Raw genomic sequence first — 20,378 nt, forward strand, 5'->3', positions numbered from 1 at the left:
GGACTGATGCACCCTTCCGGCTCACGCCGGCTCATATTTCAAATACAGCGTCGATAGCGGCGGCAGATACAGCTCTGCCTCCGCCGGCCAATGCCCGCCCTCGATGGCATAGGCCGTCACGGCACCCTGGTTTCCGGTATTGGAACCGGCATACCAGCCCGCATCGGTATTGATGCGTTCCACCCATTTGCCGGCCAGCGGCATGGGGATCTTGTAGCCAGAGCGTGGCACTGGCGTGAAATTGGTGACCACCAGGATTGGATCGCTGCCCGGCGCCTTGCGCAGCCAGGCAAACACCGAATTGGCGTGATCATTGCCGATCACCCATTCGAACCCATCCGGCTCATTGTCCCGCGCATGCAGCGCCGGCAATTCGCGATAGGCGAGGTTGAGGTCTGCCACGAGGCGCCGCGTGCCCTCATGCATGCCGGCATCGAGCAGATACCAGTCCAGCGACTTGGCCTCGGCCCATTCCTCGCGCTGGGCAAATTCTTGGCCCATGAACAGCAGCTTCTTGCCGGGGAAACCCCACATGAAGGCGTAATAGGCCCGCAGGTTGGCAAATTTCTGCCAGTCGTCGCCCGGCATTTTTTCCACCAGCGACTTCTTGCCATGCACCACTTCGTCATGGCTCAGCGGCAGCACGAAATTCTCGCTGAAGGCGTAGACCGCGCCAAAGGTCATGTCATTGTGGTGATACTTGCGATGCACGGCCTCGCGGCTCATGAACCGCAAAGTGTCGTTCATGAAGCCCATGTTCCACTTGAAGCCGAAGCCCAGGCCACCCGCATCGGTGGGCGCGCTGACGCCCGGCCAGGATGTGGATTCCTCGGCAATCATGAAGGTGCCGGGATGCAGGCGATAGGTCTCGGAATTGACCCGCTTCAGAAACTCCACTGCTTCCAGGTTCTGGTTACCGCCGAATTTGTTGGGCACCCATTCGCCCTGCTGGCGCGAATAATCGAGGTAGAGCATCGAGGCCACGGCATCGACGCGCAGCCCGTCGATATGGAATTTCTCCAGCCAGTACAGCGCATTGTTGACGAGAAAGCTCACCACTTCCTTGCGCCCGAAATTGTATATCGCCGTGTTCCAGTCGGGGTGATAGCCCTGCCGCGGATCGGCGTGTTCATAGAGCGCTGTGCCGTCGAAATTGGATAGCCCATGCGCATCTGTCGGAAAATGCGCCGGTACCCAGTCGAGGATCACCCCAAGCCCGGCCTCATGTGCCGCATCGACAAATCGCGCGAATGCCGCCGGATCGCCATGCCGCGCCGTCGGCGCATACATGCCGGTCGGCTGATAGCCCCAGCTCGGATCAAACGGATGCTCGGTGATCGGCAGTAGCTCGATATGGGTATAGCCCATGTCCGCCGCATAGGGCACCAGCTGCTCGGCCAACTGGTCATAGCTCAAAAACCCGCCATCCGGCCGGCGCCGCCAGCTACCCAGATGCACTTCATAGATCGACATCGGCGTACGGCGCCAATCGCGCGTCGCGCGCTCCTCGATATACTTCTCGTCTGTCCAGACGAAGGGTGTCGGATCAGGCACCACCGATGCCGTCTTGGGCCGCATTTCCGCCTGCCTTGCAAACGGGTCGGCCTTCAGCGGTTGGACCACGCCATCGGGTCCAACGATCTCATATTTATACAGCGTTCCCGTGCCCAGCACCGGGATGAACACTTCCCAGATGCCGTTCTCGAAGCGGTTGCGCATCGGATTGCGCCGGCCGTCCCATTCGTTGAACGGCCCGACCACGCTGACGCGCTGCGCATTGGGCGCCCACACCGCAAAATGCGTGCCGTGGATGCCTTCGAATTCCATCTCATGGGCGCCGAGCTTGTCGAACAGCCGCAGGTGATTGCCTTCGCCGATGTAATAATCGTCCATCGGTCCCAGCACCGGGCCAAACGAATAGGCGTCATAGACATCCCATTCGCCGCCCGGATTTTTGGCGCGATAGCGGATCGGCTGGCGGCCAGAGATCGTGACCTTGCCTTCGAAGAACCCACCGGCATGACGCGGGATCAGGTGACCCAGTTCGACGCCATCCAGCGTGAAGGCGCTGACGCTGTCGGCATGCGGAATGAAGGCCCGCAGCACCCACTGCGCGCCAACCTCATGCAGGCCAAGAAAGGCGAATGGATTGGCATGGCGGCCATTGACCACCGCTTCCACTTCCCGCGAGTCTGCTTGCCAGTCTTCCTTGCTCACAGGCACGTCCCCCCGAAAGCGACACCGGCACTATGGCCGTGTCGCTTGAACCATAAAATACGCAGGGGACCGGTCTTGTGTGCCGATTGCCGCCCCCTGCCCGTCATCATTTGGCAGCTGTCGGTACGCCCCAGATTTCCTGGGCATATTGCCGGATCGTGCGATCCGACGAGAAGAACCCGACGCGCGCCGTATTGCGGATCGCCGTGGCGTTCCAGCGCTTCTTGTCGCGCCAGATCGCATCGACCTCGGCCTGTGCCGCGGCATAGGCATCGAAATCGCGCGCCACCATGAACCAGTCGTGGTCATATAGACCACCGATCAGGTCGCGATAGCGGTTCGGATCATCCGGCGAGAACACACCCGACGAAATGGACTCCAGCGCTTCCTTGAGCGCGGGCGAGTCTTCGATTGCCGAGAGCGGCACTTCGCTCTTGGCGCGCTTTTCGCCGACTTCTTCCGTGGTCAGGCCGAAGATCACGATGTTTTCCGGCCCCACTTCCTTGTGCATCTCGACATTGGCGCCATCCATCGTGCCGATGGTGATCGCGCCATTGGCCATGAACTTCATGTTGCCGGTGCCGGATGCTTCCATGCCGGCCGTCGAAATCTGCTCGCTGAGGTCGGCGGCGGGTACGATCACTTCGGCTAGGCTCACATTGTAATTGGGCAGGAACACCACCTTGAGCAGGCCACGCACCGCCGGGTCATTGTTGATGACCTTGGCGACGTCATTGATCAACTTGATGATGAGCTTGGCGTTCCAGTAGCCCGGAGCCGCCTTGCCTGCAAAAATCTTAACGCGCGGCACGTAATCGCGTTCCGGGTGGGCGCGAATTTCATCATACAGCGCAACGGCTTGGATAATGTTCAATAACTGGCGCTTGTACTCGTGGATGCGCTTGATCTGCACGTCGAACATGGCGTCCGCCGAGACCGTGATCCCCAGCCGGTCCTTGATCAGCTTGGCCAGCTTCTGCTTGTTGGCCTGCTTGACCGCCGCGAACTGACCCTGGAAGGTCGGGTCATCGGCATGGGCATCCAGCCCCTTGAGCAGATCGATATTATCGAGAAATTCCGGCCCGATCCGCTCGCTGATCAGCTTGGTCAGCTCGGGATTGCACTGCATCAGCCAGCGCCGCGGCGTAATGCCATTGGTCTTGTTGTTGATGCGATCCGGATAGAGCTTGTGCAGGTCGGAAAACACCGTCTGCTTCATAAGCTCGGTATGCAGCGCCGACACGCCATTGATCGAATGCGAACCGACGAACGCCAGCTGCCCCATGCGCACCCGGCGCCCGGCATTCTCGTCGATCAGCGACACATTGGCGATCTGCGCATCGGTGAACTTGGCCCGCACCCGCGCGTCGGTCAGCACCTCGGCATTGATCTGGTAAATGATCTGCATATGCCGCGGCAGCAGCCGCTCCATCAGCGACACCGGCCAGCTTTCCAAAGCCTCGGGCAGCAGCGTGTGATTGGTATATCCGAACGTGCCGCGGGTCAGCTTCCACGCCTCGGCCCAGGTCAGCCCATTGTCATCAACCAGGATGCGCATCAGCTCGGCGATGGAAATCGCCGGATGGGTATCATTGAGCTGGATCGCCACCTTGTCGGGCAGCGAGCCCAGGTCGCCATAGGCCTGCAGATGCCGGCGCACGATGTCCTGCAGCGAGGCCGACGAGAAGAAGAACTCTTGCCGCAAACGCAATTCCTGGCCCGCCGCCGTCGAATCCGCCGGATACAGCACCCGGGTAATCGCTTCCGCCCGCGAGCTTTCCTCCAGCGCGCCGATATGGTCGCCCGAGTTGAACTTGTCCAACAAGATCGGATCGATCGGCTGCGCGCTCCACAGCCGCAACGTGTTCACCCGCGCCCCGCGCCAGCCGACGATCGGCGTATCATAGGCCACCGCCAGCAGATGATCGTTCGGCCGCCATTCCTGCCGGCTCGTCCCGTCGGGATCGATCACCGGCTCGACATGGCCGCCAAAGCCGATTTCATAGGCACTTTCGCGCCGCTCGAATTCCCACGGATTGCCGTGCGCCAGCCATTCTTCCGGCAGTTCGACCTGCCAGCCCTCGCTCATTTCCTGGCGGAACAGGCCATGCACATAGCGAATGCCATAGCCATAGGCCGGGATCTGCACCGAGGACATGGATTCAAGGAAGCACGCCGCGAGGCGCCCCAGACCGCCATTGCCCAGCGCCGCATCGGGCTCGAGGTTGATCAGGTCGCCAAGGTCGACATTGAGGTTTTTTAGCGCCGCGCGCACCGGCTCCATCAGCCCGACATTGCTCATAGCGTCGCGCATCAGCCGGCCGATGAGGAATTCGAGGCTCAGGTAATAGACCCGCTTGCCCGAAGACCGCCACGTCTCGCGTGAGCTCTCCATCCAGCGGTCCATGACCCGGTCGCGCACGGCCAGAATGGTCGCCGCGAGCCAGTCATGCTGGCGGGCGACAATCGGGTCCTTGCCGACGGAATAGATCAGCCTCTCCAGGATTTCGGCCTGGATGGCCTCAACGGTGGTGGCGCGTGGCTCCGGCGTAGGGGCGTCGTAAACGATCGGCTGTTGCGGCATATCGCAATCCAGATTTCATGACGATGTATTCCCCTCGGAGATTTCAGTCTGGCACTTAATTCCACCAGACGAAAGCCCCTATGAGAGGCGTGACTAGGCAGGCTGCTTGGCTTGAGTACTCTTGGTTACCGCTTCCTCGACCGCCGCCTCGGGCAGGCTCACGCCACCCTCGCGCGCCTGTTCTTCGGCATTGCTGATCAGCAGGTGGCGGCCAGCAATCATCTTGTTGTCGCCTACCATCTGCAGGTCGAACCGCTGCTGGTCGCGATCCCGTACGCCCTCCACCACCTCTTCGGCCTCTTCGGCCGAGGCACCCAGGATCTGGATCACCTGGCCGCCAAATGTCAGCGCGGATTCGAACACTTCGCGCATCTGGTAATCGACGCCGGCCCGGATCAGCTCGATGGCATGCCCGCGGTCGAAGGCGCGCGCCATCACTCGCGCCAGCGGGAACTCGTCGCGCACCAACTCGGCAATCCGCGTCGTCTGCTCCTTCTTGTCGGTGCAGACCAGGATAATGTCGGCCTTGTCGGCCCCGGCAGCCCGCAGGATATCGAGCCGCGTGCCGTCACCGTAATAGACCTTGAAGCCGATCTGCGCCGCCGCACGGATCATGTCCGTGTCATTGTCGATGATCGACACCGAATGATGCATCGCCAGCAACGGTTGCGACGCGATCTGCCCGAACCGGCCGAAGCCGATCAGCAGCACCTTGGCCGACAGGTCCGCGACCTCTTCCACCCCGTCCATCGACTGCTCTTCCTTCTTGGGCAGCACGAAGCGCAGCCCGATGATGAAGAACGGCGTCAGCACCATCGAAACGATCACCGTGGCGGTGAAGATGGCATTGGTCGGCCCGTCGATGATCCCGGCCGATACGGCGGTGGTATAGAGCACGAAGGCGAATTCGCCGCCCTGCCCCATCAGTACCGCCCGCTCCAGCGCCTCGCGATGCGATGACTTCAGCAGCCGCGCAATGAGATAGATCGCCCCGGCCTTCACCAGCATATAGGCCACGACGCTCATCGCGATGATCTGCCAGTTCGCCCCGACGATCGTCAGGTCCAGCGACATGCCGACGGCGAGGAAAAACAGCCCCAGCAAGATGCCGCGGAACGGCTCCACATCCGCCTCCAGCTGATGCCGGAAGGTCGAAGTCGACAGCAGCACACCGGCGAGAAACGCGCCCATGGCCATCGACAAGCCGCTGGCCTGGAACAGCAGAGCGGCGCCCAGCACCACCAGCAGCGCCGCCGCCGTCATCACTTCGCGCAACTTCGTCGACGCCAGCAGCGCAAACAGCGGGTTCATGATCCGCCGCCCGACAAAGATCAACAGCAGCACCGCGCCGATCGGTATCAGCAGGCTGACCACCCGCGTGACCATATCCATATCCTCGCCCGAGGACGGCGCAAGGATCGCCACCACCGCCAAGAGCGGCACGATGGCCAGATCTTCCAGCAACAGGATCGACACCATGCGCTGCCCGCTATCGGTGGAGAGTTCGCCGCGCTCGCCCAGGATCTGCATGACGATAGCCGTCGAGGTCAAAACGAAGCCCATGCCGAAGATAAACGCTACCACCGGCGCAAAGCCCAGCAGCACGCCCACGCCCGTCAGCAAGGCGCCGGACGCCCCAACCTGGATGACGCCGAGCCCGAAAATCTGCTTGCGCAAGGCCCAGAGCTTGGCCGGCTCCATCTCGAGACCAATGATAAAGAGGAACATCACGACGCCCAGCTCGGCCGTGGTCAGCACCGATTCGGGATCATTGATCAGCCCGATGCCGGATGGCCCGAGCAGCAGTCCCGCCGCCAGATAGCCCAGCACCGAGCCCAGTCCCAGCCGTTTGAACAGCGGCACGCCAATGACGGCAGCCCCCAGCAGCGCCACAATCGGCACCAGGTCCACCCCATGCGCAGCCGCCTCAGCCGCATGTCCAACCACTTCACCCGCCACCAGAAACCCCGCACTCAAATCAAGCACGGAGTCTTTCGCCCCAACGTGACAGCGTCAAGTCACTCTCGCTGCAGGTCTACCCTACGAGCCTTTCTTCTCCCTCCTCCTTGTGGGGAGGGTTGCCCCGAAGGGGTCCGCTGGGGGTGGTTTTGCGCAAGACAGCAGCGAACCGCACTACGCGGTCTCCACACCACTTGGCGCGGTGCCTTCTGGAGGCTGCAATCTTTCCTCTTTGCGCTTCTCGTTCGGCTCTTTTTCCAGTTCCGCCTGCTCGCGAATGGCCTTAGCCGTATTCGCCAGCAATTCCTGCGCCGCCGTCATATTGCGTGTCCGCCGCACCGGCCGGCTCGGCACCATTGGCTTGCTCGGCAGCGCATGCGCCATGATCGAGGTCGCGATCAGCAGCGTCGGCACCGCCACCAGCCCGCCCATCGGACCCCAGGCCCACAGCCAGAAGGTAATCGACAGGAAAATGATGAACGGGTTGAGCGTCATCGTCCGGCCGATGAAATGCGGCGTGACGATCTGCCCCTCAATGAAATTGATGGCCACATAGCAGCCGACCGGCAGCAGGATATTTTCCAGCCCGGTTTGCGTGCCCAGCCCCACGGCGAGCAGCACCAGCACCATGACGCCTTGCCCAACATAGGGAATATAATTCAGCACAGCCGCCAGCGCGCCCCAGAGGATTGGCGACGGCATGCCGATCGCCCACATTGCCAGCGATACCGCACAGCCGACGCAGGCATTGATGAAGGTGATCGAGAGAAGAAACCGCGAAACCTTGGCCTCTACGTCCCGGAACACATGCGCCGTGCGCCAGCGCATCCGCCGGCTGACACAAAGCGACAGCACCGAAATGCGGATATGGTCGCGCGTCGCGAGGAAGAAATAGAGACTGGCAAGAAAGATCAGCACCTGCGCCAGGAACGCCGGCGCCAGCATGGCGACGCTGATCATCTGCCCGCCGTCTTCGACCGTAACCGCCATGGCATTGGTACTGCCAAAGATAGAGCTCAGCTGCGCTTGGAACGAACTGACCGCCTCAAGCGGCCCCTGCAGAGTGGCCAGCTGCACCTGCAGCTTTTCCCAGATCGTTGGCGCCCGCGCCACCCATTCGCTGAGCGGCACCGCAAACAGCGTGATCGCCGCCGCAATCAACCCGATCAGCATAAGCACCACGACGCCCGCCGACAGCGCTGGCGGTACGCCAAAGCGCTCCACCCGGTCCGCCACCGGACCGAACATCAGTCCGATGACGATGGCGAGGGTAATCGGCGCCAGGAAAACCTGGCCTTCCTTGAGCGCCACCAGAAGTGCCAGAAATCCGACGAAAACCAGCGCGATCCGGGCCGCATTGCCCATCACGCGCTCGAACTGGCTTTCGCTCATGTCGTCAGCTGCCGCCAGCTTGCTTACCGCGCGTGCCATGTCGATTCCGTGGTTGAGACCCCTCGCGGACCGGTAACGTGGAGCCAGTGCAAACGTTCCGTTACCGAAGTCTTCTGCGCCCCGTCGACCGCCCTCAAGTCCCCCGCTAGTCTGCCCACCAGAATCGCCCCTCCTGTTCAAGGCCCCTTCATGTCCCGCAAGATCATCATCGACACCGACCCCGGCCAGGACGACGCCGTCGCCATCCTACTGGCCCTCGCCTCCCCCGAAGAGCTGGACGTGCTGGGTGTCGTCGCCGTGGCCGGCAATATCGGCCTGCACCACAATGCCAATAATGCCCGCAAGATCGTCGAACTGGCCGGCAAGCGCGATGTGCCAGTCTATGCCGGCTGCGCCCGCCCGATGCGCCGTCACCTCGTCACCGCCGAGCACGTCCACGGCGATACCGGCATGAACGGCCCCGACTTGCCCGATCCTACCATTCCGCTACAGGCCCAGCACGGCGTCGATTACATCATCGACACGCTGATGGCCGCCGAGCCGGGCACCATCACTCTCTGCACCCTCGGGCCGCTGACCAATATCGGCATGGCGCTGATCAAGCAGCCGGCCATCGCCGAGCGCATCCAGGAAATCGTCATGATGGGCGGCGCCTATTTCGAGGTTGGCAACATCACGCCGGCCGCCGAATTCAACATCTATGTCGATCCCGAAGCCGCCGATGTCGTGCTGCGCTCGGGCGTGCCGATCACCATGCTGCCGCTCGACGTCACCCACCAGATCCAGTCGACCCCCGAACGCCTCGCCGCCATCAGGGCCATCGGCAACAAATCGGGCCAGGCGGTCTATGACATGCTGACCTTCTCCGAGAGCTTCGACCTCCAGAAATACGGCTGGGCCGGCGCCCCCCTGCACGATCCCACCGTCATCGCCTATCTGCTGCAGCCTGACCTGTTCGAAGGCCGCCACTGCAATGTCACCGTCGAAACCGCGAGCGAACTCACCGTCGGCATGACTGTTGCCGACTACTGGCACGTCACCGGCAAAGTCAAAAATGCCACCTACCTCCGCAACGGCAACGCCGAAGGGTTTTTCAAACTGCTGACGGAGCGTCTGGCGCGCCTGCCGTAAGACGCACCGCCGTCACCCTCGGGCCTGATCCGAAGGGTTTCATACTTGTCCGCTGGATGCCGCCCCGCCCACTGTGTCACCCCGGCCTTGAGCCGGGGCCCATCCTGAGATCTCGCAACACACCGCTAGATCGAACACCTTGCGGCCGTGGCATCATCTGGAGATGGATCCCGGCTCCAGGCCTGGATGACATCGCACCTGTGGCATGCGAGGGCGATCGTCTCTCACCACCGCATCCCCCTGCCGCATAAGCGAAAACCAAAATCTATCCACGCCCCTTCCACCTGCGCGCATACTCCACCCATTCCCGTCATCACGCGGCCCCGACGCAGGGCCGGGCGGGGAGGCTGAAGACGGGGGCGCCCGTTTGGCCGGGCAGAAAGTCGGCGACCACGTTTGCAATACTAGCGTTGGTCGAGTTCCGGACCCGGTGAGGAAACTTCAGATCGTGATGGGCGGCCTTTGGCTCGTTCTTGACTAGTCGTTTCGGGGCCAAAGGCCGCCCATTACTCGTGACAACCGCATACAGGCGGCGCTTCGGCGCGTCCCCACCTTGGCAAACCCCACCCGCAAGCCTAGTGTCCGCCTCCCAAACTGAAATGGCCGTCATGGAACCCTTCACCCTCCTCACCTTCACCATTGCCTATGCCATCGCGGTGCTGGTCCCCGGCCCCGGCGTTGCCGCGGTGGTGGCGCGCGCCCTGGGCGGCGGCTTCAAGGGCGCCTTCCCCATGGTGCTGGGCATTCTCGCCGGTGATCTGGTGTATTTCGTCTTCGCAGTGTTCGGCCTTGCCGCCATTGCCACTTGGTTCGGCCCGGTCTTCGTCTTGATCCGCTGGGCCGGCGCCGCCTACCTGCTCTACATTGCCTATAAGTTCTGGACCGCCAAGCCGGGCTCGGAACAGATGAAGCCCAAGAACGAAGGCTGGCTCAAAACCTTCCTTGCCGGCTTTTCCCTCACCATGGGCAATCCCAAGACCATTGTCTTCTACCTCGCCATCCTGCCGACGGTGATCCCGCTCGACCAGATGAACCCCATCGCCTTTGCCGAACTGACCTTCATCGTGGTGGTCGTCCTGCTCATCATCGGCTGCGGCTATGCCTGGCTGGCCTCGGCCGCTCGCGAGATGTTCAAGAGCCCGAAGGCCCTTGGCCGCCTCAACAAGACCGCCGGCGTCATGATGGCCACCGCCGCCGGCCTCGTCGTCTGGCAGCACTAGCGCGGGGCGTAAGCCTCCAGCAGCCAGGCGATGATCTTTGTCCGATCCAGCAACTCCGGCGCCTCGACCGGCCGCGCAAAGCCATGCCGCCCCAGCGCCGCCGTCAGCGCCAGCAGCCGGTTCTGGGGATTGACCAGCACCAGCGTGCGGTCGGCAATCTCGGCGGCCAATGTCTTCGACATGTATTTGGTCACGATTGCGCACCGGGAACATGGAGGGATGGTAGGCGCGTCCGGACTTGAACCGGAAACCAGTCCGTTATGAGCGGACGGCTCTAACCAATTGAGCTACACGCCCTCACCTGCCTCTTACCAGCCTCTGTGCCGCTGACAAGAGGGATGTCGTCCGGGCGCCCGGCGATTTTTGTTCGCAAGCCGCCCAGCCTGCGCTACACCGCTGCAGCGGGGGAGCCAGCATGCGTGAAGGCGATATCATCAACGGCCTGGTCAAGGGCCTCTCGGTCATCGAGTGTTTCGACGAGGAACACGCCAGCCAGTCGATCACCGACGTCGCCAATCGCACCGGCCTCGAACGCGCCACCGCTCGCCGCTGCCTCCTCACCCTCACCCACCTCGGCTACGCCAGCTACGACGGCAAATTCTTCCGCCTGACGCCGCGCGTCCTCAATCTCGGCCACTCATACCTCGCCGCCACGCCACTGCCGCGCCTGATCCAGCCCTTCCTCGAGGAACTCTCCGGCCAGATCAACGAAAGCTCCTCGGCCGCCGTGCTCGACAATACCGAAATCCTTTACATCGCCCGTGCCTCCTATCGCCGGGTGATGTCGATCAATCTCGGCGCCGGGGCCCGCATGCCGGCCTATTGCACCTCGATGGGCCGCATCCTCCTCGCCGCCATGCCCGCACCAACCGCCCGCGATATTCTCGACCGCTCCGACCTCGTCGCCTATACCGCCAAGACCAAGGCCGACCTCGCTTCGATCACCACCGAACTGGCCGTCGTCGCCGCCCAAGGCTTTGCCGTGATCGACGAAGAACTCGAACTCGGACTTTGCTCAATCGCCGTGCCGCTGTTCAATGCCCAGGGCCACACGGTCGCGGCCCTCAATATCGGTGCCCAGTCCGCCCGCGCCTCCACCTCGCAGATGATTGCCAATTTCCTCCCGCTGATGCGCAAGATCCAGGCCGAAGTCCGCCCACTGCTGCGCTAAGCGGCCAATGATGCACGCCTGTCATAATCGACCACTAAAGTCGCCTCAGACCCATTGAGTCCTAGCGCTGAGCCATTCGCGCCCGCCAACTGGATTCCGTACGAGCGATGTCACACAACGTGTCACATTCACCTTCGCGCAGGCACTTGTTCCAAAAATTATTTAGCTAAAACAGCGCATTAACCTGTCACAAACCCGTCACGCAATCGCAATAAAACTGTCGCGCAGCCCCCATATGGTCCCCCTCGTCAAAGGCGGGACCGGGGCAAGAAAACCCGAACGGCCAGCCAGGTTTGAACGAATTCGTAAAAGGGAACTCCCCATGAAGACCGCACTTTTCGCCAGCGCTGCCGTGATCGCGCTAGCCGCCTTCGGCACCACTGCTGCTTTCGCCCAGTCGCGCGACACCATCCAGATCGCCGGCTCGTCGACCGTCCTCCCCTTCGCTTCGATCGTTGCCGAAGAATTCAGCGCCGTATTCCCCGAATTCAACACGCCGGTCGTTGGCTCGGGCGGCACCGGTGGTGGCCTCAAGCAGTTCTGTGAAGGTGTTGGCGACAACACCATCGATATCGCCAACGCTTCGCGCAAGATCAAGGATAGCGAGCTCGAGGCTTGCACCGCCGCTGGCGTCACCGACGTCCGCGAAATCCAGTTCGGCTTCGACGGCATCGTCTTCGCTTCGGCTGCTGCCGGCCCAGACTTCGCCCTGACCCCGGTTCAGGTCTACAAGGCCATCGCTGCCAAGGTTCCAGTTGACGGCGTTCTCGTCGACAACCCCTACACCAAGTGGTCCGAGATCGACGCATCGCTGCCAGATCAGGCCATCTCGCTCGCCATCCCCGGCACCAACCATGGCACCCGTGAAGTATTCCAGCTTGAAGTGATCGATGCTGGCGCTGAAGAAGCCGGTCTACCCGAAGGCCTGAGCGAAGAAGAGCACACCGCCGCCCTGACCACCTTCCGTCAGGACGTCGTCATCGAGATCTCGGGCGACTACACCGAGACCCTGGCTCGCCTCACCTCGAACCCTGACACCGTCGGCGTGTTCGGTCTGTCGTTCTACGACCAGAACAAGGACACCCTCAAGGTTGCAACCGTGAACGGCGTTGTTCCTTCGAACGACACCGTCGCCGCTGGCGAATACCCCGTCTCGCGCCCGCTGTTCTTCTACGTCAAGGGCCAGCACATCGGCGTCGTCCCGGGCATCGAAGAATACGTCCAGTTCTTCCTGTCCGAGCAGATCTCGGGTGCCGGTGGCACTCTGGAAGCCGCTGGCCTGATCCCGCAGCCGGAAGCCACCACCGCTGAAGTCCTGGCTGCTTTCGAAGCCAAGTAAATCGACCCGGGCCGCGCCATCAAGGCGCGGCCCATCTTCTTTTTCCTGCGGGGCCGTTTCCCATGAATGCCTTGATCGTAGCCGCATTGCTTTTGGTGCTGCTGGGTGTTGCCTACCAGTCTGGCTGGTCTCGCAGCCGCAACCTCGTGACTGCCGAAGGCGTCAAGGTTCATTCCCGCCCGCAATACCACGGCTCCTACGTAGCCATCTGGGCCATGCTGCCCGCGCTGGTGATCCTGGGCCTCTGGGCCTGGTTCGGCGGCGGCATCACCCACAATTACACGGTCTCACAGATCCCGCAGGATACCCTGCTGGCGCTCGACCAGGTGCAGCTCAACGCCACCGTCAGCCGCATCAACGCCATCGCTTCAGGCTATGGAATCGCCGGCGAGATCCAGCCCTTCGAACAGTCCGCCGGCGATGCCCTGCGCTCGTTCCAGATGCTGACCTTCCTGGGCATGCTGCTGGCTGCCGCCGTCGCTGGCGGCGCTGCATTGCTCTATGCTCGCAGCCGCGTCACTGCCCGCCTCCGGGCCCGCAATGCGGTCGAGCGCTTCGTCAATATCGCGCTGCTCGCCTGCTCGGCGGTCGCCATCCTGACCACGGTCGGCATTGTCGCCTCGCTGGTCACCGAAGCCTACAAGTTCTTCACCTTCATCAACCCGCTCGACTTCTTCTTCGGCACCGTCTGGAACCCCAACAACGCTGGCACCGCCGGCAATTGGGGCAGCTACGGCCTGCTGCCGCTGCTCGTCGGCACGCTGATGATCACTGCTATCGCCATGCTGGTGGCCGTGCCGGTCGGCCTGATGGCCGCCATCTACCTCAGCCAATATGCACCGCGCCAGCTGCGCGCCGTCGCCAAGCCGCTGATCGAAATCCTCGCCGGCATCCCGACCATCGTCTTCGGCTTCTTCGCCCTGGTGACGGTCGGCCCCTTCCTGCGCGATGTCGGCGGCTTCTTCGGCCTCTCGATCAATGCCACCAGCGCGCTGACCGCCGGTGTGGTCATGGGCATCATGATCATCCCCTTCGTCTCCTCGCTCTCCGATGACATTCTCAACCAGGTGCCGCGCACACTGCGTGACGGTGCCTACGGCCTGGGTGCCACCAAGTCCGAGACCATCCGAAACGTGCTGCTGCCAGCCGCCCTGCCCGGCATCGTCGGCGCATTCCTCCTGGCCGTCAGCCGTGCCGTCGGCGAAACCATGATCGTGGTGCTCGCAGCTGGTAACAGTCCCGTGTTGCGCGGCAATCCCTTCGAGCCCGTCGCCACCATCACCGTGTCGATCGTCAACCAGCTCACCGGCGATACCGATTTCGCCGGTCCCCAGTCGCTGGTCGGCTTCGCCCTCGGCCTGACGCTCTTCGTCATCACCCTCTGCCTCAACGTCGTCGCCCTCTACATCGTCCGTCGCTTCCGGGAGCAGTACGAATAATCATGACCGATACGCTCTCCAACACGCACTCCGCGTCGCTCGAACGCACCAAGCTCATCCGTGCCGGCCTTCGTCGCCGCCACATGAGCGAGGCCATTTTCCGCGGCCTCGGCCTCGCCGCCATCATCCTGGCACTGGGCTTCGTTGCCCTGCTGTTCACCGACGTGTTCCGCAAGGGCATCCCGGCCTTCACGCAGTCCAACCTGCATCTGGCCGTGACATTCGATCCCACCGTGATCGACGTTGGCCCCGCCCCTGCCCGCGCCGACTTCACCTCGGAAGCCGAATACAACGCCGCCAGCCTCAAATGGCAGCGTGACGTCGCCCTGCTCAACTGGAACACCATCATCGAGCAGTCGATGCGCGCCGCAGCGCCCGCCGGCTACGAGATCGACACCCGTGCCCTGTTGACCATTCCCGAGACCGACGCCCGTCACCGCGTCCGCGCCATGTTCGTCGAAAATCCGGCCCTGCTTGGCCAGACCGTCGACGTCGACGTGCTCGCTTCGGCCAATGCCACCAACTGGATCAAGGGCAATATCAACCGCGACCTGAGCGATGCCCAGCAGCAGCTGAGCCCGCAGGCCCGTACGCTGATCGACACTTTTGAAGCCAATGGCACCGTCTCCAACGGCTTTGCCTGGTCGATCTTCACCAATGTAGATAGCCGTGCCGCTCCCGCTTCGGCCGGCCTGCTCGGCGCCTTCGTCGGCACCCTTTGGATGATGCTGATCGTCGTCATCCTGGCCGTACCGATCGGCGTCGCGGCCGCCGTCTACCTCGAAGAGTTTGCCCCCAAGTCGCGGCTGACCGACTTCATCGAGGTCAATATCAACAACCTCGCCGCCGTGCCCTCAATCGTCTTCGGTCTGCTCGGCGCCGCAGCCTTCATCAACTACATGCACCTGCCGATTTCGGCCCCCATCGTCGGTGGTCTGGTGCTGACCCTGATGACGCTGCCCACCATCATCATCGCCACCCGCGGTGCCCTGCTCGGCGTTTCCCCGGCTCTGCGCCAGGCCGCCCTCGGCATGGGTGCTTCCAAGACGCAGATGGTGTTCCACCACGTGCTGCCGGTGACCTTCCCCTCGATCCTGACCGCCACCATTCTCGGTGTCGCTCACGCCCTGGGTGAAACCGCACCGCTCCTGCTCATCGGCATGAAGGCCTTCGTCGCCTCCGTTCCTACAACGCCGTTCGATCAGGCCACCGCTCTCCCCGTCCAGATCTATCTCTGGCAGGGCAATGAAAACCGCAATTTCTTTGAACCCCGCACCGCCGCCGCCATCATGGTCCTTCTCGCCGTGATGATCCTGCTCAACGGCGTCGCCATCTACCTGCGCTCGCGCCTCGAAAAGCGCGCATAGCTAGGAAAAGGATGCTCCAAATGGATATGGTCGCCGGCAAGGTTAAGATGACTCAGCAATCAGTGAACTCCGCAATGAACCCGACCGACATGCTTGAACGCCCGATCCGCCTGACGGCCAAGGACGTTACCGTCCACTATGGCCAGAAGCAGGCCCTGCACGGCATCTCGATCCAGATCCCTGATCGGGCCGTCACCTCCTTCATCGGACCCTCGGGCTGTGGCAAGTCGACCTTCCTGCGCTGCATCAACCGCATGAACGACACGATCGAAGGCGCCAAGGTCGGCGGCACGATCAAGCTCGACGGCGAGGACATCTATGATCCCGCTCTCGACGTGGTCGAGCTGCGCGCCCGTATCGGCATGGTCTTCCAGAAGCCGAACCCCTTCCCCAAGTCGATCTATGAAAACGTCGCCTATGGTCCCAAGATCCATGGCCTGGCCCGTTCCAAGACCGACCTCGACGAAATCGTCGTCTCCTCGCTGCGCAAGGCTGGCCTCTTCGAAGAGGTAAAGGATCGCCTCAACGAGCCCGGCACCGGCCTCTCGGGCGGCCAGCAGCAGCGCCTCTGCATCGCCCGCGCCATCGCCGTCGGCCCTGAAGTCATCCTGATGGACGAGCCCTGCTCGGCTCTCGACCCTATCGCCACCGCCATCATCGAAGAGCTGATCGACGAGCTGCGCGAGAACTATACCATCGTCATCGTCACCCACTCGATGCAGCAGGCCGCCCGTGTCTCCCAGAAGACGGCCTTCTTCCACCTCGGCAACCTGATCGAAGAAGGCGTCACCGAAGACATCTTCACCAATCCGGTCAGCAAGCAGACCCAGGACTACATCATGGGCCGCATCGGTTAAGGCAGGCAAACATCATGGCAACTGAACATATCGTCTCGTCCTACAATGACGAACTCGTCGCCCTCGCCCAGCTGATCGCCGAAATGGGCGGTCAGGTCGAGGTCGCAATCGACAACGGCACCAAGAGCCTGCTCAAGCTCGACCGCGAACTGGCCGACCTTACCATCATCGCCGACCAGCGTATCGATGACATGCAGCGCCGCATCGACGACGTCGCCGTCTCGATGATCGCCCGCCGCCAGCCCATGGCCTCCGACCTCCGCGCCATCATCACGTCGATCCACGTCGCCTCCGACCTCGAGCGCGTTGGGGACATGGCCAAACAACTGGCCCGCCGCTCGCTCAAGCTCGAAGGCATGACGCTGCAACCCACCTTCTACAATGGCGTCAAAAACATGACAGCCCTGGTGCTGCGCCAGATCAAGGACGCGCTGGATGCCTATTCCAGCCGCAATGCTGCTGCCGCCGTCGAAGTCTGCAACCGCGACGACGAAGTCGACGCCATGCACACCTCGCTGTTCCGCGAACTCCTCACCTATATGATGGAAGATCCGCGCAACATCACCGCCTGCACCCACCTGCTGTTCTGTGCCAAGAGCCTGGAACGCATCGGCGACCATGCCACCAACATCGCCGAACGTGCCTATTACCTGCAGACCGGCAAGCAGCTCACCAGCGACGAGCAGGACCTGCACCGCACCCAGATCAAGGCTTAGGCCACTGGACTTTGACGACCCACGCTTGGCCATCGTCCCCCTCATGGGGCAACTGAAGGGGATGATGGCAATTCCGAAGCACTGACGGCAGCTTGCGGCTGCCGATCCACGGAGCACGCCTATGCCCGCGACCATTCTCGTTGTCGAAGACGAGGGCGATATCGCCATCCTGCTGCGCTACAATCTCGAAGCCGAAGGCTTCCGCGTCGTCACCGCCGAGACCGGCGACGAGGCCCAGCATGCCATCCAGGAAAAACTGCCGGACCTGATCCTGCTTGACTGGATGCTGCCCGAAATCTCCGGCATCGAACTGTGCCGCCGCTTGCGCGCCCGCGAGGAAACCGCCCGCGTGCCGATCATCATGCTTACCGCTCGCGGTGAGGAAGAAGAGCGCGTCCGTGGCCTGTCGACCGGCGCCGACGACTATATCGTCAAGCCCTTCTCGGTCCCCGAGCTGGTCGCCCGCATCCACGCCCTGCTGCGCCGCGCCAATCCTAATCTCGTCACCGCCGCCCTCAAGGTCGGCGATCTCGAGCTCGACCGCACCACCCACCGCGTCCGCCGCGCTGCCCGCGACGTGCATCTCGGCCCCACCGAATACCGCCTGCTCGAATATCTGATGCGCCACCCAGGTCGCGTCTATTCGCGAGAGCAGCTGCTTGATGGCGTCTGGGGAAATGACGTCTATGTCGACGAACGCACTGTCGACGTCCACATCGGCCGCCTCCGCCGCGCCATCAATCGCGGCAAGGAATCCGACCCCATCCGCACCGTCCGCGGCGCCGGCTACGCCTTCGACGAACGCTTCGCGGCAGTCGCCTAGGTTACCTTTCACAACCACAGAACTGAGGACTGGTCGAGATTCAGCTCAGGCTGAGCCGAAAGTGGCGGGCTTCGAGAACCGGAGCGCAGTGTACGTTTGGGTACGTGAGCACCGGAAGCGCAGAAAACCGGCATTTGCAGGCCAGCATCAGCTGAATATCGGCCGGTCCTAGACCTCTGGCACATCCCTGAGCGGCGTGTCGTCGCTCAGCGGTACCGTCTGCCGCTCGATCATCCGGTGCACCAAGGGCGGGTTGTCGCCACGATGCAGGGCGCGCAACTGCTCGGTATTGTCCGCATCTGCCTTGGTGCGCCGCAAATTGTGCCGCACATAATCGATCCAGGTCGGCACGTGATAGGTCTCGGTCCAGGTCTGCGGATGTTCGAGATCGCGCAACAATCCCCATTGCCGCGCCCCGTCGCGCAATCGGATGCGCCGCCGGTCCGCCATCAGCGCCAGGAATTTTGGAATGTCGGCATGGTCGATCTGGTAGTCGACCATCACCATGATCGGCCCGCTGCGCGGCCGCAGGTCGAGCTTCAGCACCGGTTCGTTGAACGTATTGAGCGGATTGAGATCGCGCGCATTGAACTCGGGTAGCGGCAGGCGAAACCCGACCAGCGCACAGGCCAGCATGGTCACTCCCGCCAGCGCCAGCACCTTGTCCGGTCCGATCACGTCGGCTGAAAGACCCCAGACCCAGCTGCCCAGCGCCATGCCGCCAAAGGTTGCCGTCTGATAGAGCGACAGGGCGCGCCCCACCACCCAACGCGGCGACGACAGCTGAATCGATACATTGAACAGTGACAGCGCCAGCACCCAGCAGGCGCCCGCGGGGATCAGCGCAAAATGACTCAGCAGCGGATCGCGGCTATAGCCCAGTGCCACGCTGCTGGCCGCAAAACCGATACAGGCCAGCCGCACGATTACTTCATTGCTGTAGCGCTCGCGAATCCGACCGTTAAGGAAGGCTCCGCCGATCGCCCCAAAGCCAAAGCAGCCCAGCAGCGTTCCATAAGCGAGCGCGCCACCGCCGACATAATCGGCCGCGACGGATGGCAATAGCGCCAGGATCGCCGTGGCCGAAAAGCCGAACAGGAAGCCGCGAAACAGCACGGTGGTGAGATTGGGCGAGATCGACACATAGCGAATGCCCGCCCACATGGCGCTGCCGAAATTCTCGCGCGGCAGCCGCGCCGGCGCCCGCTCCGGCTTCCACCGGCTCAACGCATAGATGAGCGGCAGGTATGACACCGCATTGACCGCGAACGCCGCCGCGGCCCCTGCCAGCGCCACGATTAACCCGCCGATCGCCGGGCCAACGCTGCGCATCATGTTGAAGCCCATTGAATTGAGCGTCACCGCCCCCGGCAGGTCGCTGCGCGGCACGATATCGCCCATCGACGCCTGCCAGGACGGGTTGAACAGCGCCGTCCCGCAGCCGATCAGGAAGGTGAATGTCAGCAGCAGCCATGGGTTGAGCAGGCCCAGCAGCGCCAGCACCGCAAGGGTAATCGACACCACCACCATGCCGATCTGCGCGATCAGCATGACCACGCGGCGATCAAAATTATCCGCCAGTGCACCCGCAGCAATGGAAAACACCATGATCGGCAGCGTCGTCGACGCCTGCACCAAGGCGACCATATTGTGTGACGGGGTCAGCGTGGTCATCATCCAGCCGGCACCTACCGACTGCACCAGACCACCAAGGTTCGACACCAGCGTCGCCAGCCACAACAGCCGGAATGTCTCATGCCGGAATGGCGCCAGCACTGACGGTCGCTCGCTCATCACACACCTTTTCGCTACTCGGTCTGTCTAGAACTCGATACCAGCCAAGGCAAGGGCACGATTGGGCACCAGCCGCGCACAAAAATGCCCCCGACGAACACATCGCGGGGGCATCATTTTGGATAACGAAATTCAGCGCGTGTTGTTGGCGATCAGCGCGCCAGCTGCAGCGCCGCCGGCGCCACCCACAATGGCGCCACCATAGCCACCGACGGCGCCGCCAACCAAGGCGCCACCTGCGCCGCCGATAGCCGCGCCGGAAACAGTGCGCTGTGTTGTCGTGCAAGCGGTCATCGAAAGCGCGCCGACCAAGACCAGCGCGACGGATGCAAATTTCTTCATTGTCGTCCTCCAGATTGAAATGGCTGA

At 62.6% G+C, this 20,378-nt stretch carries 16 protein-coding genes and 1 tRNA gene; 9 read left to right on the top strand and 8 right to left on the bottom strand.

All coding sequences use genetic code 11. From position 1 onward, the window contains the following. Window positions 1-21: 21 nt before the first annotated feature. From glgB to BM045_RS08260, 4 genes are all read right to left on the bottom strand, one after another. Window positions 22-2,217 (bottom strand): 1,4-alpha-glucan branching protein GlgB, encoded by a 2,196-nt coding sequence (gene glgB / locus BM045_RS08245; RefSeq protein WP_244522928.1) that lies wholly within the window; start codon window positions 2,215-2,217, stop codon window positions 22-24. 106 nt (window positions 2,218-2,323) lie between these two features. Beyond that, window positions 2,324-4,801 carry a glycogen/starch/alpha-glucan phosphorylase gene (locus BM045_RS08250; protein WP_092182055.1) on the bottom strand — a complete coding sequence of 826 codons (2,478 nt, stop codon included), beginning with the start codon at window positions 4,799-4,801 and terminating at the stop codon, window positions 2,324-2,326. Window positions 4,802-4,894: 93 nt separating this feature from the next. Then, window positions 4,895-6,748 carry a monovalent cation:proton antiporter-2 (CPA2) family protein gene (locus BM045_RS08255; protein ID WP_244522963.1) on the bottom strand — a complete coding sequence of 618 codons (1,854 nt, stop codon included), beginning with the start codon at window positions 6,746-6,748 and terminating at the stop codon, window positions 4,895-4,897. A gap of 186 nt (window positions 6,749-6,934) precedes the next feature. Beyond that, window positions 6,935-8,191 (bottom strand): AI-2E family transporter, encoded by a 1,257-nt coding sequence (locus tag BM045_RS08260; protein ID WP_092182058.1) that lies wholly within the window; start codon window positions 8,189-8,191, stop codon window positions 6,935-6,937. A 150-nt stretch (window positions 8,192-8,341) separates the two neighbouring features. Between BM045_RS08260 and BM045_RS08265 the strand changes: the two genes are divergently transcribed. Beyond that, window positions 8,342-9,283: a nucleoside hydrolase gene (locus BM045_RS08265; RefSeq protein WP_092182061.1), complete on the top strand. Its 942-nt coding sequence runs from the start codon at window positions 8,342-8,344 to the stop codon at window positions 9,281-9,283. Between the two features lie 608 nt (window positions 9,284-9,891). Beyond that, window positions 9,892-10,503: a LysE family translocator gene (locus tag BM045_RS08275; RefSeq protein ID WP_170848440.1), complete on the top strand. Its 612-nt coding sequence runs from the start codon at window positions 9,892-9,894 to the stop codon at window positions 10,501-10,503. On the opposite strand, the gene BM045_RS08280 is transcribed toward BM045_RS08275, so the two are convergent. Both BM045_RS08280 and BM045_RS08285 read right to left on the bottom strand, forming a co-directional pair. Then, window positions 10,500-10,685: a hypothetical protein gene (locus tag BM045_RS08280; protein WP_092182070.1), complete on the bottom strand. Its 186-nt coding sequence runs from the start codon at window positions 10,683-10,685 to the stop codon at window positions 10,500-10,502. The genes BM045_RS08275 and BM045_RS08280 overlap by 4 nt on opposite strands. Before the next feature lie 38 nt (window positions 10,686-10,723). After that, window positions 10,724-10,800 (bottom strand) — tRNA-Ile (locus tag BM045_RS08285). A 118-nt stretch (window positions 10,801-10,918) separates the two neighbouring features. On the opposite strand from BM045_RS08285, the gene BM045_RS08290 reads away from it, so the two are divergent. From BM045_RS08290 to phoB, 7 genes are all read left to right on the top strand, one after another. Further along, entirely contained in the window at window positions 10,919-11,674 is a 756-nt protein-coding gene (locus BM045_RS08290) for an IclR family transcriptional regulator domain-containing protein (protein WP_092182073.1), read from the top strand. 322 nt (window positions 11,675-11,996) lie between these two features. Next, the gene (locus tag BM045_RS08295) at window positions 11,997-13,013 is read left to right on the top strand and encodes a PstS family phosphate ABC transporter substrate-binding protein (RefSeq protein WP_092182076.1); all 1,017 of its coding nucleotides are present in this window, start codon (window positions 11,997-11,999) and stop codon (window positions 13,011-13,013) included. Window positions 13,014-13,075: 62 nt separating this feature from the next. Continuing rightward, complete coding sequence (pstC, locus tag BM045_RS08300) at window positions 13,076-14,452, top strand: phosphate ABC transporter permease subunit PstC (RefSeq protein ID WP_092182079.1); 1,377 nt, start codon at window positions 13,076-13,078, stop codon at window positions 14,450-14,452. Between the two features lie 2 nt (window positions 14,453-14,454). Next, window positions 14,455-15,819 carry a phosphate ABC transporter permease PstA gene (pstA, locus tag BM045_RS08305; RefSeq protein WP_092182082.1) on the top strand — a complete coding sequence of 455 codons (1,365 nt, stop codon included), beginning with the start codon at window positions 14,455-14,457 and terminating at the stop codon, window positions 15,817-15,819. A 74-nt stretch (window positions 15,820-15,893) separates the two neighbouring features. Continuing rightward, window positions 15,894-16,676: a phosphate ABC transporter ATP-binding protein PstB gene (gene pstB / locus BM045_RS08310; RefSeq protein WP_244522964.1), complete on the top strand. Its 783-nt coding sequence runs from the start codon at window positions 15,894-15,896 to the stop codon at window positions 16,674-16,676. Between the two features lie 14 nt (window positions 16,677-16,690). Next, on the top strand, window positions 16,691-17,392 hold the full coding sequence (phoU, locus tag BM045_RS08315; RefSeq protein ID WP_092182084.1) for a phosphate signaling complex protein PhoU: 702 nt from the start codon (window positions 16,691-16,693) through the stop codon (window positions 17,390-17,392). 121 nt (window positions 17,393-17,513) lie between these two features. After that, on the top strand, window positions 17,514-18,215 hold the full coding sequence (phoB, locus tag BM045_RS08320; RefSeq protein ID WP_092182087.1) for a phosphate regulon transcriptional regulator PhoB: 702 nt from the start codon (window positions 17,514-17,516) through the stop codon (window positions 18,213-18,215). A gap of 168 nt (window positions 18,216-18,383) precedes the next feature. Here phoB and BM045_RS08325 read toward each other — a convergent pair whose 3' ends face one another. Next, window positions 18,384-20,009 carry an MFS transporter gene (locus BM045_RS08325; RefSeq protein ID WP_092182090.1) on the bottom strand — a complete coding sequence of 542 codons (1,626 nt, stop codon included), beginning with the start codon at window positions 20,007-20,009 and terminating at the stop codon, window positions 18,384-18,386. A gap of 132 nt (window positions 20,010-20,141) precedes the next feature. Further along, window positions 20,142-20,351, bottom strand: coding sequence for a hypothetical protein (locus BM045_RS08330; RefSeq protein ID WP_092182093.1), 210 nt, complete (start codon window positions 20,349-20,351; stop codon window positions 20,142-20,144). Window positions 20,352-20,378 lie beyond the last annotated feature (27 nt).

Source organism: Devosia sp. YR412, assembly GCF_900110945.1.
Classification (GTDB): Bacteria; Pseudomonadota; Alphaproteobacteria; order Rhizobiales; family Devosiaceae; genus Devosia.

Coding starts and splice junctions, on each gene's coding strand:
- pstB (WP_244522964.1), top strand. CDS start 15,894: ATGAACCCGACCGACATGCTTGAACGCCCGATCCGCCTGACGGCCAAG.
- BM045_RS08295 (WP_092182076.1), top strand. CDS start 11,997: ATGAAGACCGCACTTTTCGCCAGCGCTGCCGTGATCGCGCTAGCCGCC.
- BM045_RS08265 (WP_092182061.1), top strand. CDS start 8,342: ATGTCCCGCAAGATCATCATCGACACCGACCCCGGCCAGGACGACGCC.
- BM045_RS08325 (WP_092182090.1), bottom strand. CDS start 20,009: ATGAGCGAGCGACCGTCAGTGCTGGCGCCATTCCGGCATGAGACATTC.
- BM045_RS08330 (WP_092182093.1), bottom strand. CDS start 20,351: ATGAAGAAATTTGCATCCGTCGCGCTGGTCTTGGTCGGCGCGCTTTCG.
- phoU (WP_092182084.1), top strand. CDS start 16,691: ATGGCAACTGAACATATCGTCTCGTCCTACAATGACGAACTCGTCGCC.
- BM045_RS08260 (WP_092182058.1), bottom strand. CDS start 8,191: ATGGCACGCGCGGTAAGCAAGCTGGCGGCAGCTGACGACATGAGCGAA.
- phoB (WP_092182087.1), top strand. CDS start 17,514: ATGCCCGCGACCATTCTCGTTGTCGAAGACGAGGGCGATATCGCCATC.
- BM045_RS08275 (WP_170848440.1), top strand. CDS start 9,892: ATGGAACCCTTCACCCTCCTCACCTTCACCATTGCCTATGCCATCGCG.
- BM045_RS08250 (WP_092182055.1), bottom strand. CDS start 4,801: ATGCCGCAACAGCCGATCGTTTACGACGCCCCTACGCCGGAGCCACGC.
- pstA (WP_092182082.1), top strand. CDS start 14,455: ATGACCGATACGCTCTCCAACACGCACTCCGCGTCGCTCGAACGCACC.
- pstC (WP_092182079.1), top strand. CDS start 13,076: ATGAATGCCTTGATCGTAGCCGCATTGCTTTTGGTGCTGCTGGGTGTT.
- BM045_RS08290 (WP_092182073.1), top strand. CDS start 10,919: ATGCGTGAAGGCGATATCATCAACGGCCTGGTCAAGGGCCTCTCGGTC.
- BM045_RS08280 (WP_092182070.1), bottom strand. CDS start 10,685: ATGTCGAAGACATTGGCCGCCGAGATTGCCGACCGCACGCTGGTGCTG.